General features: G+C 72.3%; 22 protein-coding genes. 13 read left to right on the top strand and 9 right to left on the bottom strand.

The genetic code is table 11. From position 1 onward, the window contains the following. Positions 1 to 55: 55 nt before the first annotated feature. Entirely contained in the window at positions 56 to 580 is a 525-nt protein-coding gene (gene rcdA, locus MFF56_RS01755; RefSeq protein ID WP_066924695.1) for a protease adaptor protein RcdA, read from the bottom strand. 442 nt (positions 581 to 1022) lie between these two features. Here rcdA and MFF56_RS01750 point away from each other — a divergent pair, with 442 nt between their 5' ends. Beyond that, a complete protein-coding gene (locus MFF56_RS01750) occupies positions 1023 to 2327 on the top strand; it encodes a L,D-transpeptidase family protein (RefSeq protein WP_066924697.1) in 1305 nt (434 codons plus the stop codon). A gap of 86 nt (positions 2328 to 2413) precedes the next feature. On the opposite strand, the gene MFF56_RS01745 is transcribed toward MFF56_RS01750, so the two are convergent. After that, complete coding sequence (locus tag MFF56_RS01745) at positions 2414 to 2992, bottom strand: type 1 glutamine amidotransferase domain-containing protein (protein WP_066924699.1); 579 nt, start codon at positions 2990 to 2992, stop codon at positions 2414 to 2416. A gap of 174 nt (positions 2993 to 3166) precedes the next feature. Between MFF56_RS01745 and MFF56_RS01740 the strand changes: the two genes are divergently transcribed. Further along, positions 3167 to 3373: a hypothetical protein gene (locus MFF56_RS01740; RefSeq protein WP_066924701.1), complete on the top strand. Its 207-nt coding sequence runs from the start codon at positions 3167 to 3169 to the stop codon at positions 3371 to 3373. 51 nt (positions 3374 to 3424) lie between these two features. Here the strand turns inward: MFF56_RS01740 and MFF56_RS01735 are convergent, their stop codons facing one another. Beyond that, positions 3425 to 3814 carry a hypothetical protein gene (locus MFF56_RS01735; RefSeq protein ID WP_238229343.1) on the bottom strand — a complete coding sequence of 130 codons (390 nt, stop codon included), beginning with the start codon at positions 3812 to 3814 and terminating at the stop codon, positions 3425 to 3427. Positions 3815 to 4118: 304 nt separating this feature from the next. On the opposite strand from MFF56_RS01735, the gene MFF56_RS01730 reads away from it, so the two are divergent. Both MFF56_RS01730 and MFF56_RS01725 read left to right on the top strand, forming a co-directional pair. After that, entirely contained in the window at positions 4119 to 4328 is a 210-nt protein-coding gene (locus tag MFF56_RS01730) for a cold-shock protein (protein WP_066918608.1), read from the top strand. 199 nt (positions 4329 to 4527) lie between these two features. Beyond that, complete coding sequence (locus MFF56_RS01725) at positions 4528 to 4758, top strand: AsnC family transcriptional regulator (protein WP_066918606.1); 231 nt, start codon at positions 4528 to 4530, stop codon at positions 4756 to 4758. Positions 4759 to 4815: 57 nt separating this feature from the next. Here MFF56_RS01725 and MFF56_RS01720 read toward each other — a convergent pair whose 3' ends face one another. Further along, positions 4816 to 5646: an inositol monophosphatase family protein gene (locus MFF56_RS01720; RefSeq protein WP_066918604.1), complete on the bottom strand. Its 831-nt coding sequence runs from the start codon at positions 5644 to 5646 to the stop codon at positions 4816 to 4818. A 336-nt stretch (positions 5647 to 5982) separates the two neighbouring features. On the opposite strand from MFF56_RS01720, the gene MFF56_RS01715 reads away from it, so the two are divergent. After that, the gene (locus MFF56_RS01715; RefSeq protein ID WP_238229342.1) at positions 5983 to 6486 is read left to right on the top strand and encodes a DUF6101 family protein; all 504 of its coding nucleotides are present in this window, start codon (positions 5983 to 5985) and stop codon (positions 6484 to 6486) included. 7 nt (positions 6487 to 6493) lie between these two features. Here the strand turns inward: MFF56_RS01715 and ubiA are convergent, their stop codons facing one another. Further along, positions 6494 to 7459 carry a 4-hydroxybenzoate octaprenyltransferase gene (ubiA, locus tag MFF56_RS01710; RefSeq protein WP_066918610.1) on the bottom strand — a complete coding sequence of 322 codons (966 nt, stop codon included), beginning with the start codon at positions 7457 to 7459 and terminating at the stop codon, positions 6494 to 6496. Positions 7460 to 7484: 25 nt separating this feature from the next. Further along, the gene (locus MFF56_RS01705) at positions 7485 to 7952 is read right to left on the bottom strand and encodes a hypothetical protein (RefSeq protein ID WP_066918601.1); all 468 of its coding nucleotides are present in this window, start codon (positions 7950 to 7952) and stop codon (positions 7485 to 7487) included. Positions 7953 to 8243: 291 nt separating this feature from the next. Here MFF56_RS01705 and MFF56_RS01700 point away from each other — a divergent pair, with 291 nt between their 5' ends. The 5 genes from MFF56_RS01700 (at position 8244) to MFF56_RS01680 (ending at position 12244) form a co-directional block, all read left to right on the top strand. Beyond that, entirely contained in the window at positions 8244 to 9023 is a 780-nt protein-coding gene (locus tag MFF56_RS01700) for a 16S rRNA (uracil(1498)-N(3))-methyltransferase (RefSeq protein WP_238229341.1), read from the top strand. A gap of 277 nt (positions 9024 to 9300) precedes the next feature. Continuing rightward, positions 9301 to 10668, top strand: coding sequence for a glutamate--cysteine ligase (locus MFF56_RS01695; RefSeq protein ID WP_238229340.1), 1368 nt, complete (start codon positions 9301 to 9303; stop codon positions 10666 to 10668). A gap of 133 nt (positions 10669 to 10801) precedes the next feature. Next, the gene (locus MFF56_RS01690; RefSeq protein WP_238229339.1) at positions 10802 to 11236 is read left to right on the top strand and encodes a hypothetical protein; all 435 of its coding nucleotides are present in this window, start codon (positions 10802 to 10804) and stop codon (positions 11234 to 11236) included. Between the two features lie 78 nt (positions 11237 to 11314). Next, positions 11315 to 11557 (top strand): sulfurtransferase TusA family protein, encoded by a 243-nt coding sequence (locus MFF56_RS01685; RefSeq protein ID WP_238229338.1) that lies wholly within the window; start codon positions 11315 to 11317, stop codon positions 11555 to 11557. Positions 11558 to 11671: 114 nt separating this feature from the next. Continuing rightward, positions 11672 to 12244: an NUDIX domain-containing protein gene (locus tag MFF56_RS01680; RefSeq protein ID WP_066920755.1), complete on the top strand. Its 573-nt coding sequence runs from the start codon at positions 11672 to 11674 to the stop codon at positions 12242 to 12244. 144 nt (positions 12245 to 12388) lie between these two features. On the opposite strand, the gene mutY is transcribed toward MFF56_RS01680, so the two are convergent. Continuing rightward, positions 12389 to 13708, bottom strand: coding sequence for an A/G-specific adenine glycosylase (gene mutY / locus MFF56_RS01675; protein WP_066920753.1), 1320 nt, complete (start codon positions 13706 to 13708; stop codon positions 12389 to 12391). A 101-nt stretch (positions 13709 to 13809) separates the two neighbouring features. On the opposite strand from mutY, the gene MFF56_RS01670 reads away from it, so the two are divergent. Beyond that, a complete protein-coding gene (locus tag MFF56_RS01670) occupies positions 13810 to 14289 on the top strand; it encodes a DUF721 domain-containing protein (RefSeq protein ID WP_066920751.1) in 480 nt (159 codons plus the stop codon). 4 nt (positions 14290 to 14293) lie between these two features. Here the strand turns inward: MFF56_RS01670 and dgcA are convergent, their stop codons facing one another. After that, entirely contained in the window at positions 14294 to 15280 is a 987-nt protein-coding gene (gene dgcA, locus MFF56_RS01665; protein WP_066920749.1) for an N-acetyl-D-Glu racemase DgcA, read from the bottom strand. Between the two features lie 4 nt (positions 15281 to 15284). Next, positions 15285 to 16298 carry an N-acetyltransferase DgcN gene (gene dgcN / locus MFF56_RS01660; protein ID WP_238229337.1) on the bottom strand — a complete coding sequence of 338 codons (1014 nt, stop codon included), beginning with the start codon at positions 16296 to 16298 and terminating at the stop codon, positions 15285 to 15287. Between the two features lie 215 nt (positions 16299 to 16513). On the opposite strand from dgcN, the gene maiA reads away from it, so the two are divergent. Then, positions 16514 to 17161 carry a maleylacetoacetate isomerase gene (gene maiA / locus MFF56_RS01655; RefSeq protein WP_066919407.1) on the top strand — a complete coding sequence of 216 codons (648 nt, stop codon included), beginning with the start codon at positions 16514 to 16516 and terminating at the stop codon, positions 17159 to 17161. A gap of 130 nt (positions 17162 to 17291) precedes the next feature. Continuing rightward, entirely contained in the window at positions 17292 to 18623 is a 1332-nt protein-coding gene (locus tag MFF56_RS01650; protein WP_066919405.1) for an NAD(P)/FAD-dependent oxidoreductase, read from the top strand. Positions 18624 to 18652 lie beyond the last annotated feature (29 nt).

The following is an 18652-nucleotide window of genomic DNA, read 5'->3' as shown; positions in this document are numbered from 1 at the left end:
GGGCCCCGTGCGTCCCTCTCCCTCCCCAGAGCGAGAGGGGACGACGGGCGCGTCCTCAGTGGTGCTGGAAGACCGAGCGGAGCAGGCCCTGCTGGGCCGCCACCGGGCTCTCGCGCGGCACCGGGGCCGGACGGTCTTCCGAGATCAGGCCGTCGAGGTGCAGGATGCGGCTGTGCAGGCGACGGGTGCGCAGGATCAGGTTCTGGAGCCGCACCGGTAGCAGGCCGAAGCTCTCGGGCTTCGGCGGCTCGGCGGCGGCGAGCCGCACGCGGTTCTTCTCCTGAAGGGCCTGGCTCGGGGTCAGTTCGCCCTCGGAGACGGCGCGCTGCACCAGGAGCCACGAGGCGACCTGCATCAGCAGCGTGGTCAGCCGCATGCTCTCTGAGGCGTAGCAGAGGGTTGCGTCGCGCGAGATCAGGCGGGACTCCTCGCGGCCCTCGCCGTCGAGATAGGCCGCGGTCTCCTCGACCAGCGCCATGCCGTCGCGGAAGAGGGCGCGGAAGGCCTCCGACCCCACATAGGTCCGGCCGAAATCCACCCAGTCGCGCTCGTCGCGGAACGTGACGTCGAAGCCGTTCATCTTGCCTCCTGAACCCCGGTTCGGGCGGCGTCCCGTGTCGGGATCCGCACGCCGATCGCGTGGTCGTGGACGCAATCCTAGCGCCCCGCGGGGCGATCCGGTAACGATAGCTAAACATAACGTTAATGCGCCGGCGCCGCACCGGCGGCGACGCGCCGGAAGGGGAGGGGCGGGGCCGTGACCGGCGCTTGCCGTCCCGGTGCGGGACGGCCCGGTCCCGAAACGCGACGGTGCGGCTTTTCTGCCACGGCCACGCTCGGGCAGCCGGGCGACGGGACGAGCGGGGCCGTGGCGGGTGCGCCGCCGCACCCGCGCGCCACATTCTGGCCGGGTCCCCATGGGTTCTTAACCGTACCCAGATACCCCGGCGACAAGGGGCGCGGCGGGCGATCCGGCCTGCCGAACCCGTATCTCGCCCACCGACGGACAGAGCCACCGGCCCATGCTGAAACTGGCAACCCTGCGGGTCTCCACGAGCCTCGCGCTGCTCGCCACCGCCGCCACCGCGGGCGGCGCCCTCGCCCGCGAACCGGGCGGCTTCGCCCAGGCCGAGTGGGCGCAGGACTACGCATCGCCCGCCGCCATGCAGGTGCAGCGCTCGTCCACCCCGATCCTGTCGCCCCAGACCGTGGCGGCGACCGAGCAGATGGTCGAGCGCTACAAGGACATCGTCGCCCGCGGCGGCTGGCGGCAGGTCGGCGGCGCCGACCGCCTGCGCATCGGCGCCAAGGGCCCGGCGGTCGCGGCCGTCCGCCAGCGCCTCATCGTCACCGGCGACCTCGACGCGGCCGCCGGCACCTCGGGCGTCTACGATTCCTACGTGGCCGCCGGCGTGAAGCGCTTCCAGGCCCGCCACGGGCTCAGCCAGACCGGCGCCATGAGCCTCGCCACGCAGCAGGCCATGAACGTGCCGGCCGACATCCGCCTGCGCCAGCTCGAGATCAACGCGGTGCGCCTGCGCTCCTACTCGGGCAACCTCGGCAACCGCTTCGTCATCACCAACATCCCGGCGGCCCTCGTCCAGACGGTCGAGAACGGGCAGGTCGTGACCCTGCACGCCGCCGGCGTCGGCAAGATCGACCGCCAGTCGCCGATCATGAACACCAAGGCGACGCAGATCAATTTCAACCCGACCTGGACGGTCCCGGCTTCGATCGTGAAGAAGGACCTCATCCCGAAGATGCAGAAGGATCCGAACTACCTCACCGACAACAAGATCCGCATCCTGTCGGGCGGCGGCGAGATCTCGCCGAAGTCGGTGAACTGGTTCTCGGACGAGGGCACGCGCTACACCTACCGGCAGGATTCGGGCGCCGACTTCAACTCGATGGGGATCGTGCGCATCAACATCCCGAACCCCTACGGCGTGTTCATGCACGACACGAACACCAAGGGCGTGTTCGGCGACGACTTCCGCTTCATCTCCTCGGGCTGCGTGCGCGTGCAGAACGTGCGCGAGTACATCACGTGGCTCCTGAAGGACACGCCCGGCTGGGGCCGCGAGCAGGTCGAGCAGGCGATCGAGAGCGGCAAGCGCATCGACGCCACGCTGACCCAGCCGGTGCCGGTCTACTGGACCTACATCACCGCCTGGTCGACCCCGGACGGCCTCGTGCAGTTCCGCGACGACATCTACAAGCGCGACGGCGTGAACGTGCCCTCGACGATCAGCGCGCCGACGCCGGTCGCCAGCGCCGAGTCGACCATGCCGGAGACCTTCGAGCCCGGCGACGAGGAGGCGAACTGAGGCCTCGGCCCTCGGCGCCTAAAGACAAGAGGCCCGCACGCCGACGGCGTGCGGGCCTCTCTCGTTCTCAGCTCCGGTGCGGCGGGTCAGGCGGCGAGCTGACGGGCCTCGTGCTTGCCCTCGCGCACCTCCTCGATGATCTTGGCCACGAAGGCGTCGAGGTCGCCGGGATTGCGGCTGGTGATGATGCCCTGGTCGGTCACGACCTCCTTGTCGTGCCAGCGCCCGCCCGCGTTGATCACGTCGGTCTTGATCGAGCTGAACGAGGTCACGTCGCGGCCCTTCACGGCGCCGGTCTCGATCAGCAGCCAGGGCGCGTGGCAGATCGCGGCGACCACCTTGCCGGAGGTGAGGAAGCCCTTGATCACCTCCAGCGCCTTCGGCTCGAGGCGCAGCTTGTCCGGGTTGATCTGGCCGCCCGGCAGGACGAGCGCGTCGTAGGCGGCGGCGTCGATCGCCTCCAGATCGTGATCGACCGCGACGTTCTTGCCCCAATCGGTCTTGTCCCAGCCGCGGATCGATTCCTTCGCCTCGCGGGATTTCGGGGCGACCACGTGCACGGTCGCGCCCGCTTCCCGCAGCTTGGTCAGCGGCACGGTCAGTTCGGTCTCCTCGAACCCGTCGGTGGCGAGGATCAGGACCTTGGACTGCTTGATGTCGGGCATGGCGTCGTCTCCCGTTTCGTCGTTGGACTGGACTGGCAACGGGAGCGGCGTCGCGGCGTTCCGCCCGGTGAGGGCAGGGCGGGCCCGCGTCGGCGTCGGGCCGGAACAGGCGGGCGGCGCGGCCGTTAGCCCACACATCCCAGACAGCCAGCCCGACAACCAGGAGATCCGCGCATGGCCAATCCCGGCCTTCCGACGCCCGACCCCGCGCCCGGCGACCTTCCGCCGCCGCCCCAGCCCGACGATCTGCCGGATGTCGGCCCCACCGGCCCGCGCACGCCCTACCCGGTGAACGATCCCGGCATCGGCGAGCCGGGCGGCCCAGGCTCCGAGCCCGACGTCTTTCCCGGCAGCCCGACCGATCCGGGCGTGCGGATGTAGCGGGCGCCGTCTTCCTCCCCCCGCGGGGGAGGAGCCTCCCGGCCGGAGGCCTCAGTGGCCGCCGTGCGAGGCCCGCACGTCGCGCGGCGCGTTCAGGATCTCGGCGAGGCTCGTCGCGACGTGGCGGGCCTCCTCGTCGGTCAGTCGAAGCTGGAAGGGCGGCAGGGCGCCCGCCTGCAGCGCGACCACGGCCTGCCCCTGCTCGTCGGTCCCGACCTCGATCGCCGAGGAGGTGACGTCGAGCATCGCGACCTCCTCGTCGCTCAGATCCTCCGGCAGTTCGGGCTCCTCCGAGTCGTCGATCGCGGTGAGCAGCTGGCCGACGGCCCGCACCAGGGCGCGGGCGGCGCGCGCATCCATCACCACGGCCGTCGCCTGATCGTCCTTCTGGAAGGAGAGCTGAATGTTGGCTCCTTCCAACGAAACCGAGATGCCTGCCATGGATCGCCTAACTGCCTGAACGCGTACCATATATGCACCGCGCCGGCCCGGATTCACAGGGCCGTGCGGCTCCTCCGGCGAGAAGGCCGCGGGGCCCGGAGGGAAATTGGATGGCGGCCTCGCCTTGTTGCGGCCGCAAGGACCCACTAGATATGTCCGTGGAGGGCCACCGATCGAGACCGACGCTTTTCAAGGTTCAGCGTCTCGCGCCCTGCCTGCTCTGCAAGACTTTCGAAGACGAAGCGATCTGCGTCCTCGGGCGTACGGATCGTCGTCTTCTTATGGACGATACGAGGTACTATACGTGAATACCGGCACCGTGAAGTGGTTCAACGAGACCAAGGGCTACGGCTTCATCCAGCCCGACGACGGCGGCAAGGACGTGTTCGTCCACATCTCCGCCGTGGAGCGCGCTGGGCTGCGTAACCTCGTCGAGGGCCAGAAGCTCTCCTACGAGATCGTGGCCGACAAGCGCAGCGGCAAGGAAGCCGCGGGCAACCTCCAGGCGGCCTGACGCACCCTCCCGCGGCTCTCGCAACCGGAGCCCGCTCCACGCGGCCGGAACCCGGCCGAAGCCCTCCGACGCTGCCGTCCCGCGCTCATCCGCGGGACCGGTCGCGCCGGACGGTCGAAAGCACACGAAGAAACGGAGTCGCAGGGGCCGGACGGACCGGGCATCACCTGCGCCGACATTGGACAGAACAAGAAAAGACATGCAGTTCGAGTACACGCGCCTCAAGAGCGCCCGGTCGCCCGTCACCGACGCGCCGACCTTTCGGGTCAGGACCCTCAACGAAGCCTCCCGCGCCGGGCGCAGGGCCGACCTTTCCCATCTGATCGACCGCAGCTACGGCTACCACTCGCCGCGCGAACTGCGCTGGCATCTCGCCGAGCGCCTCGGCCTCGCGCCCGACACCGTGCGGCTGCGGGAAGCCGCGATCTGAGCCTCCTCGGGGCCTCCTCGGGGCGGCCCGTTCGGCAAGCTGCCCTCCGGCCGTCCCCTACCCACCCATCTGCCAGGCCGACAGCGCCTGATCGCGCAAGCCGTCCGTGACCGCGACGAGTTCGCCGTGCACGGGTTCGGGCCGGTTGTAGGCCGGCATCCGGCCCCCGCGATCGCGCACGCTGCCGCCGGCCTCGCGCAGGACGAGATCCGCACCCGCCAGATCCCAGTCTCGGGCATTCGCGGTGATCAGGCCGAGATCGATCGCGCCCTCGGCCACCCGCGCCAGCCGCAGGGCGAGCGAGGGAATGCGCTCGACCGTCGTGAAATCCGCGCTCGCCCCCCCGCGCGCCACGCCGCGCTCGAGCCGGTCGAACATCGGCTTGGGGCCGGTGACGCGCGCGCCGGGCAGGTCCGCGCGCTCCGAGACCCGGATCGGCTCCCCGTTGCAGGTGGCGCCCTGCCCGCGCACGGCCTCGTAGGCCTTGCCGCAGACGGGGGCGTGCACGAAGCCGACGAGCGGCTCGCCCGCCGACAGCAGCGCCACCGCGATCGACCAGTCCGGATGGCCCGACAGGAAGGCGCGCGTGCCGTCGATCGGATCGACGATCCAGACGAGGTCGCGCCCGATCCGGGCGTGGTCGTCCGCCGTCTCCTCCGACAGCCACGCGGCCTGCGGCACCAGCTCGCTCAGGCGGATCTTCAGGAAGGTGTCGACGGCGACGTCGGCCTCCGTCACGGGCGAGCCGCCGGCCTTCGACCAGACCCGCGCCGAGGTCTGGTCGCCCCGGCGGAAGAAGGGCAGGGCGAGGTCCGCCGCCTCGCGGAGCGCGCCGCGCAGGGCCGGCATCAGCGCGGACACGGCATCGGCGGAGATCGGGTCGGGCATCCGTGATCCGGTTCGGGTCGGCCCCAAAGCGGCGCGGCGATCCCTGCTTGCGGACCGGGCGACACGGGGACGAGAGAGGGTCGGGCCGGCGAGGCCGGCGGTGCCACCTGTTCTAAGGTGCGGTGCTGGGGGCCACAAGCAGCGTGGCACCGCCGGTCGGATCGGTCGCATCCGTCGCATCGGGGCAAGGAAGCGTTGAGCATTCCGCCAGCAACCCCCGGGTCCAGATTCGCTTAACGCTGGCTCTTAAGGTCATCGAGGGAGGTCGGGGCCCAATCTGCTCTGCATAACGGACGGTCCGACAGAGATCGCCACTTGCAACAGGGCATCGAACCGATGAACACCTTCGAAACCATGGCGAGCCCGCACGAGATCCACTGCCAGGACGGCGCCTCCGCCCCGGTCTGGCCCGCCGCCTTCCCGGCGCTCCCGGTGTTCGGCGCCGGCCAGCAGGGCGCGAAGCCCGCCGGCGTCGCCCTCGCCTTCGCGGGCGACGAGAGCGAGATGAGCGGTGAGGATCGCTTCAAGCTGGCGCTCGTCGACGCCGAGGGCCGGGTGTTCGACCAGCTCGGGCCGTTCTGCGAGGAGGAGGTCGTCGCCGTGTGGCGCGACATCGCCCAGCGGGCGGGCCTTGCCCGGATGATCGTGCGCGAGGACGGCGTGCTCTGCCCGGTCTCGCAGCAGCTCGGCCGCCTCGCGCTCGGCAAGACCCGGATGCGCCGCCGCCACGGCTCGCTCTGCGACCGGCGCCCGCGCTTCCTCGTCCGCCGCAAGACCGGCCGCCTGCCGGCCCGCCCGCTGATCCACCGGGGCGAGAACGAGATCATCGCCCGGACCTGAGAGCGCTTCAGTACAGCCAGCCGAGCGCCACCGTATCGGCGGCCAGCCCCGCGAACAGGATGAGACCCGCCCCGCGGTTGGCCCGGAACAGGGTCAGTGCCCCGCGCCCGTCCCGCTCCCGCAGGGACCAGACCTGCCAAGCGAGATGGCTCGCGAAGGCCGCGACGCCCAGATAGGCCAGGGGCCCGCACCCTGCGCCCCGCACGGCGAGCGCGATGCACAGCGCGGAGATCCCGTAGCAGAGGCCCACGGCCAACCTCAGCCGGTCGCCGAACAGGCGGGCCGAGGAGCGGATCCCGGCGATCTCGTCGTCCTCGATGTCCTGCACGGCGTAGATCGTGTCGTAGCCGACGACCCAGGCGACCGAGCCCGCGTAGAGCGCGAGCGCCGGCGCGCCGAGCGTGCCGAACACCGCGACCCAGCCCATCAGCGCGCCCCAGGCGAAGGCCAGCCCGAGCACGGCCTGCGGCATCGGCATCACCCGCTTCATGAACGGGTAGATCGCCACCGGCACCAGCGAGCACAGGCCGACGAGGATCGCCGTGCCGTTGAACTGCAGCAGCACCGCGAGGCCGACCAGCGCCTGCGCGATCAGGAACAGGGCCGCCGCCCGGGGGCGGACCTGCCCGGAGGGGAGGGGGCGCGAGCGCGTGCGCTCCACCTGGGCGTCGAGGTCGCGGTCGGCGATGTCGTTGTAGGTCGAGCCGGCCCCGCGCATGGCCACGGCGCCGACGAGGAACAGCGCGAGGTGCCAGGGATCGGGCCAGGGATGGTCGGCCCGGGTCGCGGCGAGCGCGGCGGACCACCAGCAGGGCAGGAGCAGCAGCCACCAGCCGATGGGCCGGTCGATGCGGGCGAGCCGCAGATAGGGCCGGGCAGCCCGCGGCGCGAGCCGGTCGACCCAGTGTCCCGCGACCGCGTCCGCGACGCGTCCGTCCGCGGCCGCTTCGCGCCCGTCCGCGGGGCCGCTCACCCCGTGCGCCGCGCGCACCGGAGGATCAGAGCGCGCCCTGGGGCAGCTTGAACGAGCCGGTCAGGCCGGGCCCGCCGAGCAGGCCGCCGCCGCCGCCGTTCGCCGCCTGGGCGCGGGCCTGCGCCTCCATCTTGGCGGCCTGGGCCGCCATGCCGCAGACCTTGGTGCGGACCTCGCCGACCTTCTGGTTGTCGGCCTTGAACCCTTGCGCGAACGAATCGGGGATCGAGCACCACTCCTTGTTGGCCTCGATCCACTTGATGCCGGAGGCGCCGTTCTGCTGCAGCTTGCCGAACAGGGCGCAGGCTTCCTGCGGGGTCATCTTCTTCTTCGAGGTCGAGGCGGCGTTCGCCTTCGCGACCAGGGCCTTGCGCTCCTCCAGGGTCTTCTGGATCGCGCCGCAATCGCTCGACGACTGGGCCAGGGCGGCGGCGCCCCAGAGGGTGCTGCCGGCGAGCGCCGCCGCGGCCAGTACGCAGGTCCTGAATGCCATCGCCTAGACTCCTGGGGTCCTTTGGGCCGTATCCCTGGGGCCGCCATTCTGGGCTGCGCCGGGCGCCGGAGCCCGGCCGGAACGGCGGCTGTGTTCTTGGTGTCCGGTTCGCCACAGGAATGTGGCGTCAATCAAGACGCGGGCCGCCGCTGCCAACCGCGAAGGCGCGAAGGGTTGCCGCGGGAGGGGCGGTTCGGGCTGAAAAAGCCCCGCTGTAACCTTTCGGCAACGTTTCGGTGCTCCCGGGCGCGATGCGTTGACAGGGGCCGCGCCCCGCGCGACCAGACCGGCATGGCAGCCTACGACTTCACCGCGCCCCGGCTCCATGTCGCGGCGGATCTCCACGCGGGCGCCAGCCTGCCGCTCGACCGGGCGCAGGCGAACTACCTGCTCAACGTCCTGCGCCGGAAGCCCGAGGATCCGGTCCTGCTCTTCAACGGGCGCGACGGCGAGTGGCGGGCGAGCCTCGTCCCCTCGGGCCGCAAGAGCGCCGACCTGATGGTGGTCGAGCGGACCCGTCCCCAGAATGCGGCCCCGGACCTGCACTACCTCTTCGCACCCCTGAAGAGCGCGCGCCTCGACTACCTCGCCCAGAAGGCGGTCGAGATGGGCGCGGGCACGATCCGGCCGGTCTTCACCCGCTACACGCAAGGGGAGCGGATCAACCTGGAACGTCTCGGGGCGAACGTGGTGGAGGCCGCCGAGCAGTGCGGCATCCTGGCGATCCCGGCGGTCGCCGAGCCCGCGCGCCTGCCCGAAGCCCTGGCCGCGCTCGCGCCGGAGCGCCTGCTGGTCTTCTGCGACGAGGACGCGCCCGTCGCCGACCCGGTCGCGGCGCTGCGCGGCGCGGGCGACCCGGCCGCACCGCCCCCGCTCGCCGTGCTGGTCGGGCCGGAGGGCGGGTTCGCGCCCGAGGAGCGAGACCTGATCGCCGCCCGCCCGAACACCGTCGCGCTCTCGCTGGGGCCACGCATTCTGCGGGCCGACACCGCCGCGGTCGCGGTGCTCGCCCTGGTCCAGGCCGTGCTCGGCGACGCCCGGCAGGGAAGCGGACAAGTCTCGGATCCCTGAGGCCGATCCCAAACCGGGGGCTTCGCCCCCCTGGACCGAAGGACCCGAGGACCACGGTGATCCCAGGCTTGGCCGTGTGCGCGGACGCACATGGAGGGGCTCGGGCCGCCCGGATGGGCGGAAACGGCGCGGCGGGGCCGCACGCGAGCGCGTTGTCGCGCCTTGCCGGCTGGATTAAGCGCACGACATCCCGTTCAACGGGTCGGGACCTTGGACTCGCCGGCACGCCCGGCGCGCTTCAACCCATCGCAGACGACGACGCACGGGAAGAAGGCGCATGGCGCGCGACATCTCCGACACCACCCCGCTCACCACGCGCGCCGAGCTGATCGCTTGGTTCGCGGAAGGCGAGAAGCCGCGCGAGCAGTTCCGCATCGGCACCGAGCACGAGAAGATCCCGTTCTACCGGGCGGACAACACGCCCGTGCCCTACGGGGGCGAGCACGGCATCCGGGCGCTGCTCGAAGGCCTGCGCCGCGAGACCGGCTGGGAGCCGATCCTCGATCTCGGCAACATCATCGGCCTGCACGCGGAGGCGGGCGGGGCGATCTCGATCGAGCCCGGCGGGCAGTTCGAACTCTCCGGCGCGGCGCTGCCCGACGTGCACGCCACCGTGCGGGAGCTCGACGAGCACCTCGCCGCCACGAAGCGGGCGGCCGACCCGCTCGGCATCGGCTTCCTCGATCTCGGCATGAGCCCGAAATGGCGGCGCGAGGAGACGCCCGTCATGCCGAAGAGCCGCTACCGGATCATGGCGGGCTACATGCCCAAGGTCGGCAGCCTCGGCCTCGACATGATGCTGCGGACCGCCACCGTGCAGGTGAACGTCGATTTCGCCTCCGAAGCCGACATGGTCAGGAAGCTGCGCGCCTCGCTCGCCCTGCAGCCCGTGGCGACCGCGCTCTTCGCCAACTCGCCCTTCACCGACGGGCGCCCGAACGGCTTCCTCTCCCGCCGCTCCGAGATCTGGCGCGACACCGACGCCGACCGCACCGGCATGCTGGGCTTCGCCTTCGAACCGGGCTTCGGCTACGAGGGCTACGTCGACTGGCTGCTCGACATGCCGATGTACTTCGTCAAGCGGGGCGACACCTACCATGACGTCTCGGGCGCCTCCTTTCGCGACCTGATGGCGGGCAAGCTCGCGCAGCTGCCCGGCGAGTACGCCACCGTCTCGGACTGGGCCAACCACGCCTCGACCGCCTTCCCGGAGGTGCGCCTGAAGCGCTTCCTCGAGATGCGCGGCGCGGATGTCGGCGGCCCGGACATGATCGCCGCGCAGGCCGCCTTCTGGACCGGCCTGCTCTACGACGAGGCCGCCCTCGACGCGGGCCTCGACCTCACCAAGGGCTGGAGCGCGCAGGGGCGCGAGGCCATGCGCGCCACCGTGCCGCGGCTGGGCCTCGCCACGCCGATCTGTGGGCGCAGCCTCGGGGCGGTCGCGGCGGAGGCCCTGGCCATCGCGCGCGCCGGCCTGCAGGCCCGCGCCCGCCGGGACGCGTCGGGCCGGGACGAGACGATCTACCTGCAGCCGCTGGAGGCCATCGTGGCGGCCGGGCGCTCGCGCGCGGAGGACCGGCTCGCCGCCTACGAGGGCGCGTGGCAGCGCTCGGTGGAGCCGGCCTTCGAGGCCTGCATCTTCTGAAGCGCCCGAGCGGGTCCCGGCACGGACCCGTGTGCGGCCGCGCACTTTCGTGGGCCTGCGACCGTACGGACTGGAACGAGAGGGGCGGTCCCGCCGTTTTCCGGGACCTTCCCATGCTCAGGAGATCGCGATCATGTCGCGCTTCATGACTCTCGCCCTGGCCGGCGTCACGGCACTCGGGACCTCGATCGGTGCCGTGCAGACCGCGCAGGCGGCCCCGCTTCCTGCCCTGTCGGGCAACCAGGTGGGCGGCGCCAACGCCACGGTCGACAATGTCGGCTGGCGCGGCGGCTACTACGGCCGCGGCTACGGCTGGCGCGGCGGGTACGGCGGCTACGGCTACCGGGGCTACGGCTATCGCCGTAATGTCGGCGGCGCCCTCGCGGCCGGCGCGGCCCTCGGCCTGATCGGCGGCGCCATCGCGGCGAGCGCGGCCCCGCGCTACGGCTACTATGGCGGCTACGGCGGCGGCTACGGTTACGGCTACCCCGCCTACGGCTACGCGCCGGTCGGCTACGGGTACGGCTACCCGGCCTATGGCGGCTATTACGGCTACGGCGGCTGGTAAGGCTGACAGGCCGAACCGGACCCACTAAGGAAAGCCCTGTCGGCGCACCGCGTCGGCGGGGCTTTCTCGCGTGCGGTCATGGCGGACGGGGTCGATCTGGATCTGACGGGCCTGAAATGCCCGCTGCCGGTACTCCGGACGCGCAAGGCCCTCCGGACGCTCGCGCCCGGGGCGCGCCTCACCCTCACCTGCACCGACCCGATGGCGGCCATCGACATTCCGAACCTCCTCCGGGAGGACGGGCATCGCCTGGAATCGAGCGCGCGAGAAGGCGGCGTGCTCCGGTTCGTCGTCCTCCGCGGGGCCGACGGCTCCGGGTGATCGCGGCGCCGCCGCGGATTCGCAGAGCTTTCTCCGGGGCTTCGCGATGACGCCGCATTCCTGAGCCATGCGCTCCCCGCAGCGCTCAGGACGAACGGCAGGAATCTCCGGCAGATGGCACCCTATATCGGCGGCACCCGCCTCATCCACGACGGCTGGGCCCGCTTCCTCGTCGCCGAGGTGACGATGGCGGACGGCACGCGCGTGAAGCGCGAGATCGAGGATCACGGGCGCGCGGTCGCGGTGCTGCCCTACGATCCGGTCCGGCGCACCGCCGTACTGATCTCGCAGTTCCGCGCCCCCGTCCTCTACGCCGACGGCCCCCCCGAGATGATCGAGGCGCCGGCCGGCATCCTCGACGAGGGCAATCCCGAGGAGGGCGCCCGCCGCGAGGCCTTCGAGGAGACCGGCCTGCGATTGGACGCGCTCGAGCTCGTGGTCAGCGCCTGGACCGCGCCCGGCATCTCGACCGAGCGGATGGACCTGTTCCTCGCTCCCTATTCGGAGTCCGACAAGGCCGGCCCCGGCGGCGGTCTCGCCGACGAGCACGAGGCGATCACCGTGCACGAATTACCGCTCGCCGAAGTCGCGGCGATGAGCGAGCGCGGCACCATCGCGGACATGAAGACCCTGGTACTGGTCTACGCGCTGCGGCTCAGGCACCCGGAGCTGTTCGCGGAGGGGTGAACGGGTCCTGGGATCGAACGCACCGAACCATGCGCTCTCCCGTCCCGCGAAGGGACGGGAATAGCGGGTGCGCCCGCCCGTGGCCGGGGATCGAGGAAGCGGGACGGTGGCCCGTCTGCAGGGAATGGCGGCTCGACATCGCCGTCAGCGCCGCCGGCCCGCCCCCCGCACCGGCCGGCGCGGGGTCGACACCTCCGGCGGCGGCTCGTCGGAGAACATCTCCTCGGTGTCCGGAGGCGGCACCTCCGCGATGCGCGGGCGCGGCTTCGGCACCGGGCGGAAGCGCGGCGGGGGCTCGGCCACCACCTCGGGTTCGTCGAACACCGCGAGGAGGGGCATCGGCGGCGGCTCCTTCTTGGGGCGGCCGCGCGGCTTCTTCTCGGGCTCCGGCCGCGGGTCGAAGGCGTGGGCCAGCACCTTGCGCATCAGGCCGGGCAGGGGCTCCTCGGCGAGATCCCGCCGGGGCGTGAAGCGCATGCCGGCGGGCGGCGCCGTGTTGAGTGCGACCCGGGCCAGGAACACCGTCAGCTCCAGCGGGAAATGCGTGAAGCCGTGCCGCACGAGGCCCGGCAGGCGCTTCCAGCGGGCGTCGAGCGGCGCGTCGAGGAGAGCGCCGGCCGGATCGTAATCGCTCTCCCAGGCGCTCGTTGGCGGCTCCGCCATGTTGCCCAGCAATCCCTCCGGCGGCCGCGTGCGCAGCAGCACCGCCTCGTCGCCCGCGCGCACGACCACGAAGGCCGCGCCGCGCCGCAGCGCCCCCTTCACTGCCTTGATCTTGCGCGGGAAGGTCTCCTGCGTGCCCGCGGCCCGGGCGTGGCAGGGCGCGAGCCAGGGGCAGAGCGCGCAGGCGGGCCGCTTCGGCGTGCAGATCGTGGCGCCGAGATCCATCAGCCCTTGCGCGAAGTCGCCCGGTCTCTCCGCCGGCACCAGGGCCTGCGTCAGCCGCCGGATCTCCGTCCGCGCCCCGGGCAGCGGCGCCTCCACCGCGTAGAGGCGGCTCATCACGCGCTCGACGTTGCCGTCGACGGCGGCTTCCGCGCGCCCGAAGGCGATGGCCGCGATGGCGCCCGCCGTGTAGGCGCCGATGCCGGGCAGCCGGCGCAGGCCCTCGGCCGTGTCGGGGAAGGCCCTAGCCGCCGCCACCGCCTTCGCGCAGGCGTGCAGGTTGCGCGCCCGCGAGTAGTAGCCGAGCCCGGCCCAGGCCGACATCACCGCCTCCTCGGGCGCGCTGGCAAGCGCGCCGATATCGGGGAAGCGCGCCAGGAACCGCTCGAAATAGGGGCGGACCGCCGCGATGGTGGTCTGCTGCAGCATCACCTCGGAGAGCCAGACCCGGTAGGGGTCGGGGGTCTCGCCGGGAAGCGCCCGCCAGGGCAGGACGCGGCGGTGCCGGTCGTACCAGGCGAGGAGGTCGGCCGCGCGGGCGGGCGGGAGGCCCGGATCGGACGAGTCGGACGCTGGCATCCCCGCGGTGATAGCCGGTGCGCGGGCCCGGTCAAAGGGCTGCCGCGTTAACCATCGGCGGGTTATCGTGCGGGCGTGGCCGCTGAGGCGTTCGAGAGACCATGGCGCGCGTCAAACCGCTGGCGGAACTGATCGAGGGCTGCATCGGGCCGGCCTTTGCCGCGCAGGGCTTCGCCTCGACCGACATCCTGGCCGCCTGGCCCGACATCGTGGGCGCGCGGCTCGCCCGCTACTGTCGCCCCGCGCGGATCGAGTGGCCGCGCAAGCGCCGCAACAGCGCCGAGGCGCCCGATGCGGGAACCCTCGTGGTGCAGGTCGAGAGCGTGTTCGCGATCGAGCTGCAGCACCTCGCCCCCGTGGTGATCCAGCGCATCAACGCGCATTACGGCTGGGCCTGCATCGGCCGGATCGTGATGAAGCAGGACCGGGTCGGCCGGCCCGGGGCGCCCGCGCGGCGCCGGGAGATCGATCCCGGCCGGCGCGGCGAGGTGGCCCAGGCCGTCTCGCGCATCGAGGACGCGTCCCTGCGCGACGCCCTCGACCGCCTCGGCCTCGCCGTGGTGGCGACGCCGCAGCGCTGAGGCCTCACCCCCAGAGCGCCGGCTCCGGCGGGTGGATCGTGCTGCCCTCGAAGCGCAGCGCCGGCTCGCGGTCGCGGGCCAGCAGCAGCGGGCCGTCCAGATCGACGTAGTCCGCGTGGTGGGCGAGCAGCATCGCGGGCGCCATGGCGAGCGAGGTGCCGACCATGCAGCCGATCATCAAGGAGAGGCCGCGCGCGCGCGCCTCGTGGGCGAGCATCACCGCCTCGGTCAGGCCGCCGGTCTTGTCGAGCTTGATGTTGATCGCGTCGTAGCGCCCGGCGAGCGCGTCGAGCCCGGCCCGGTCGTGCAGGCTCTCGTCGGCGCAGATCGGGATCGGGCGCTCCATCCCTTCGAGCGCCGCGTCCTCGCCCGCGGGCAGCGGCTGCTCGATCAGGCCGACGCCCGCCGCCAGGCAGGCCGCGAGGTTCGCCGCCAGCGTCTCCGGCCGCCACGCCTCGTTGGCATCGACGATGAGGCGCGAATCCGGCGCGCCCCGGCGCACCGCCGCGATCCGCTCCGGGTCTCCTTCGCCGCCGAGCTTCACCTTCAGGAGCGGGCGGGCGGCGGCCTTGCGGGCGGCCTCCTCCATGCTCTGCGGCGTGCCGAGGCTCAAGGTGTAGGCGGTGACCGCCGGGCCCGGCGCCGTGAGACCGAGGATCTCGTGGGCGGGCCGGCCGAGCTGCTTCGCCTCGAGGTCGAGCAGCGCGCAGTCCAGCGCGTTGCGGGCCGCGCCCGCGGGCAGGCGCTCCAGCAACTCGGCTCGCGTGATCCCGGCCGCCACGGCCTCCTCCTGCGCCGCGATCAGCGCGGCGACGCTCTCCACGCTCTCGCCGTAGCGGGCGTAGGGCACGCACTCGCCCTGCCCGGCAAAGCCCGCCTCGTCACTGAGGCGCGCGACCACCACCGCGGCCTCCGTGCGGCTGCCGCGGGAGATCGTGAAGGCACCCGCGATGGGGAAGCGCTCGACGGCGACGGTGAGGCGGCGGGTCATCGCCTCAGGCTCCCGGGAACTCGGCGACGATCCGATCGACGAGACCCTCGACGCCGAAGCGCACCGGGTCGGTCGCGGGCAGGCCGTGCGAGACGGCGAGCTGGTCGAGGAGCGCGCGGGCCTCGGCCTCCTCCAGCGCCTGCGTGTTGACCGCGATGCCGACGGGCCGGATCTCCGGGTTGGTGAGCCGCCCGAGCTGCACCGTGAGGTCGATCACCTGCCGGATCGTCGGCAGCGGGTGCTCGACGCCGCGCATCGTGGTGCGGGTCGGCTCGTGGCAGACCACGAAGGCGTCCGCCTGCGCGCCGTGGAGCAGCCCGAGGCTCACGCCCGCGAAGGAGGGATGGTAGAGCGAGCCCTGGCCCTCGATCAGGTCCCAGTGCCCCGGCGCGGCGGCCGGCGCGATCCACTCGACGGCGCCCGAGATGAAATCGGCCACCACCGCGTCGATGGCCACGCCCCGGCCGGAGATGAACACGCCGGTCTGGCCGGTGGCGCGGAAATCCGCGTCGAGGCCGCGCGCCCGCATGCCCTTCTCCAGCGCCAGCGCGGTGTACTTCTTGCCGACCGAGCAGTCGGTGCCGACGGTCAGCAGGCGCAGGCCCGGCCGCCGCGTGCCCTTGCCGGTGGCGAAGGTCTCGCTGGTGTGGCGGACGTCGTGGAGCTGGCGGCCGTTGCGCTCGGCCGCTTCCGCGATCGCCGGCACCGCGCCGAGCCGGACGTGCAGGCCGCTCGCCACGTCGAGGCCGGCATCGAGGGCGGCCACGATCTCGGCGACCCAGTGCTCGGGCAGCACGCCGCCCGCGTTGACCACGCCGATCACCAGCGTCCGGCAGCCTTTGGCGAGCGCCTCGTCGAGGGTGAGGTCCGGGATGCCGAGATCGGCCGCGCAGCCGGGCAGGCGCATCTGGCCGACGCACCATTCGGGACGCCAGTCGGCAATGCCGTAGGCGGTCTTGGCGGCCAGCTTGTCCGGCACGTCGCCGAGGAACATCAGGTAGGGTGTGGCGATCTGCATCCCGGTGCTCCATCGGGGCTCGTGCGGGCCCGAAGCGTGTCCTTGAGCCCGTGTCTTTGCAGGAAGCCGCGGCCGGGGCAACGCGTCGCAGCGCCGGGCAGGTTTTCAGCCGGCGGATAGCAGGCCGGGGAGAGGCCCGGATCATGACGGGCGCGGCCCTTGCGGTTCGGACCGCTCTGGGGTGTGCTCGGTGGCAGGCGAGATGGGGGCACACGATGAAGATGTACGGCAACTGGCGCTCGGCCGCCGCCTTCCGGGTACGGATCGCCCTGAAGCTGAAGCAGATCCCGTACGAGGAGACCTTCATCGACCTCGACGCGGGCGACCAGCACCGGCCGGAATTCCGGGCGATCAACCCGCAGGGCGCGGTGCCGGCGCTCTTCGACGGGGACGGGCCGCCGCTGACCCAGTCGCTCGCCATCCTCGACTATCTGGAGGAAACGCGGGGCGGCGTGCGCCTGCTGCCGGAGGACCCGCGGGCCCGTGCGCGGGCGCGCTCGCTCGCCCAGGTCGTCGCCTGCGACACGCACCCGCTCTACGTGCCGCGGGTGCGCACCTACCTGATGGAAGCCTACGGCCTGCCCCAGGCGCGCATGATGGAGTTCGTGCGCCACAGCTTCACCACCGGGTTGGAGACGCTGGAGAAGCGCTTGAGCGGCGAGCCCGGCACCGGCCGGTTCTGCCAGGGCGATCAGGTCAGCCACGCCGACCTCTGCCTCGTCAGCCTCTGGGTGGGCACCAGGATCTTCTCGGTGCCGACCGAGCCCTATCCGACCGTGGCCCGCATCGCCGAGACCTGCCTCGCGCTGCCCGCCTTCGCCGAGGCGCATCCTCTGCGCCAGCCCGGCGCGCCGCAGGCCTGAGCGCGCGTCCCGCGCAAGAGGCCGGACGGGGTGACGGGAAGATCTGGCATACAGACGCCTATCCTGTGTAAGCAGGGATGAGATCGCGGTGGCCGGACGTGCCGGGCCGACGAGCGCTTGAGGGGACGGAATGGTACCTGCCGAGAAGGAGAGCGGCCTGCACCGCATCGTGGTGGTCGGAGGCGGCGCCGCCGGCCTGCAGCTCGTCACGCAGCTCGGGGACAAGCTCGGCCGCAAGGGCAAGGCGCACGTCACGCTGGTGGACCGGGCCCGCACCCATATCTGGAAGCCGCTGCTGCACGAGGTGGCGGCCGGCAGCCTCGACATCGGGCACCACGCGGTGGACTACCTGCACCACGCCCACCAGCACCATTTCCGCTACCGCATCGGCCAGATGATTGGGCTCGACCGGGCTACGCGCACGGTCCAGCTCGCCGCGAGCCACGATGCGGAAGGGCGCGAGGTGACGCCCGAGCGGACGGTTCCCTACGACACGCTCGTGATGGCGGTGGGCTCCACCACCAACGATTTCGGCACGCCGGGCGTGGCCGAGCACGCCATCGCGCTGGACACCCAGGCCCAGGCGGTGCGTTTCCACCAGCGCCTCGTCAACGCGATGCTGCGCGCCCACACCCAGACCGGCCCGGTGCGGCCGGGCCAGCTCCACGTCACGGTGATCGGTGCGGGCGCCACCGGCACGGAACTCGCTGCCGAGCTGCACCGCACGCTGCGCCACGTGGTCGGCACCGGCCTCGACCGCATCGACCCGGACAAGGACCTCAAGATCACCCTGGTGGAGGCCGCCGACCGCATCCTCCCGGCCGTGCCGCACCGGCTCTCGGCGGAGGTGATGGCGTTGCTCACCAAGATCGGCGTCGAGGTGCGGGTGCGCGCCCGCGTCACCGAGGTGCGGGCCGACGGCGTCGCGCTCGCCGACGGCGCCTTCATCCCCTCCGAACTGGTCGTCTGGGCGGCGGGCGTGAAGGCGCCGCCCTTCCTGCACGATATCGGCGGGCTCGAGACCACGCGCACCAACCAGCTCGTGGTGACGCCGACGCTCCAGACCACGCGCGACCCGGACATCTTCGCGATCGGCGACTGCGCCTACCTCGTGGAGGCCGGCTCCGACACGCCCGTGCCGCCCCGCGCCCAGGCCGCCCACCAGCAGGCGACCTACCTCGTCAAGCAGATCCCCGCCAAGATGGCCGGGCGGCCGCTGACGCCGTTCCGCTACCGCGACTTCGGCTCCCTGGTCTCGCTCGGCGAGTACTCCACGGTGGGCAGCCTGATGGGCTTCATCCAGGGGAAGAACATGTTCATCGCCGGGCTGTTCGCCCGGCTGATGTACCGCTCGCTCTACAAGATGCACGAGCGGGCGCTGCACGGCACCGTCAAGACGGCGCTCGACGCCGCCGCCCGGGCGCTGACCCGGCGCACCGAGCCGCGGGTGAAGCTGCACTGAGGGCCGCGCCGCCCTAGATCCAGACCGGG

Source organism: Methylobacterium hispanicum (genome assembly GCF_022179285.1).
Lineage (GTDB): Bacteria > Pseudomonadota > Alphaproteobacteria > Rhizobiales > Beijerinckiaceae > Methylobacterium > Methylobacterium hispanicum.
Note: the sequence above shows the minus strand (reverse complement) of the source record. Positions and strands in the feature narration are given on the sequence as shown.

Bases quoted from the DNA above. Each gene is read 5' to 3' on its own strand.
- MFF56_RS01745 (WP_066924699.1), bottom strand. From the start codon at position 2,992: ATGCCCGACATCAAGCAGTCCAAGGTCCTGATCCTCGCCACCGACGGG.
- MFF56_RS01725 (WP_066918606.1), top strand. From the start codon at position 4,528: ATGCAGTTCGAGTACACGCGCCTCAAGAGCGCCCGGTCGCCCGTCACC.
- MFF56_RS01705 (WP_066918601.1), bottom strand. From the start codon at position 7,952: ATGGCATTCAGGACCTGCGTACTGGCCGCGGCGGCGCTCGCCGGCAGC.
- MFF56_RS01700 (WP_238229341.1), top strand. From the start codon at position 8,244: ATGGCAGCCTACGACTTCACCGCGCCCCGGCTCCATGTCGCGGCGGAT.
- MFF56_RS01720 (WP_066918604.1), bottom strand. From the start codon at position 5,646: ATGCCCGACCCGATCTCCGCCGATGCCGTGTCCGCGCTGATGCCGGCC.
- dgcA (WP_066920749.1), bottom strand. From the start codon at position 15,280: ATGACCCGCCGCCTCACCGTCGCCGTCGAGCGCTTCCCCATCGCGGGT.
- MFF56_RS01715 (WP_238229342.1), top strand. From the start codon at position 5,983: ATGAACACCTTCGAAACCATGGCGAGCCCGCACGAGATCCACTGCCAG.
- MFF56_RS01740 (WP_066924701.1), top strand. From the start codon at position 3,167: ATGGCCAATCCCGGCCTTCCGACGCCCGACCCCGCGCCCGGCGACCTT.
- MFF56_RS01685 (WP_238229338.1), top strand. From the start codon at position 11,315: ATGGCGGACGGGGTCGATCTGGATCTGACGGGCCTGAAATGCCCGCTG.
- MFF56_RS01750 (WP_066924697.1), top strand. From the start codon at position 1,023: ATGCTGAAACTGGCAACCCTGCGGGTCTCCACGAGCCTCGCGCTGCTC.
- MFF56_RS01690 (WP_238229339.1), top strand. From the start codon at position 10,802: ATGTCGCGCTTCATGACTCTCGCCCTGGCCGGCGTCACGGCACTCGGG.
- mutY (WP_066920753.1), bottom strand. From the start codon at position 13,708: ATGCCAGCGTCCGACTCGTCCGATCCGGGCCTCCCGCCCGCCCGCGCG.
- MFF56_RS01650 (WP_066919405.1), top strand. From the start codon at position 17,292: ATGGTACCTGCCGAGAAGGAGAGCGGCCTGCACCGCATCGTGGTGGTC.
- MFF56_RS01735 (WP_238229343.1), bottom strand. From the start codon at position 3,814: ATGGCAGGCATCTCGGTTTCGTTGGAAGGAGCCAACATTCAGCTCTCC.
- MFF56_RS01670 (WP_066920751.1), top strand. From the start codon at position 13,810: ATGGCGCGCGTCAAACCGCTGGCGGAACTGATCGAGGGCTGCATCGGG.
- dgcN (WP_238229337.1), bottom strand. From the start codon at position 16,298: ATGCAGATCGCCACACCCTACCTGATGTTCCTCGGCGACGTGCCGGAC.
- MFF56_RS01680 (WP_066920755.1), top strand. From the start codon at position 11,672: ATGGCACCCTATATCGGCGGCACCCGCCTCATCCACGACGGCTGGGCC.
- rcdA (WP_066924695.1), bottom strand. From the start codon at position 580: ATGAACGGCTTCGACGTCACGTTCCGCGACGAGCGCGACTGGGTGGAT.
- MFF56_RS01695 (WP_238229340.1), top strand. From the start codon at position 9,301: ATGGCGCGCGACATCTCCGACACCACCCCGCTCACCACGCGCGCCGAG.
- maiA (WP_066919407.1), top strand. From the start codon at position 16,514: ATGAAGATGTACGGCAACTGGCGCTCGGCCGCCGCCTTCCGGGTACGG.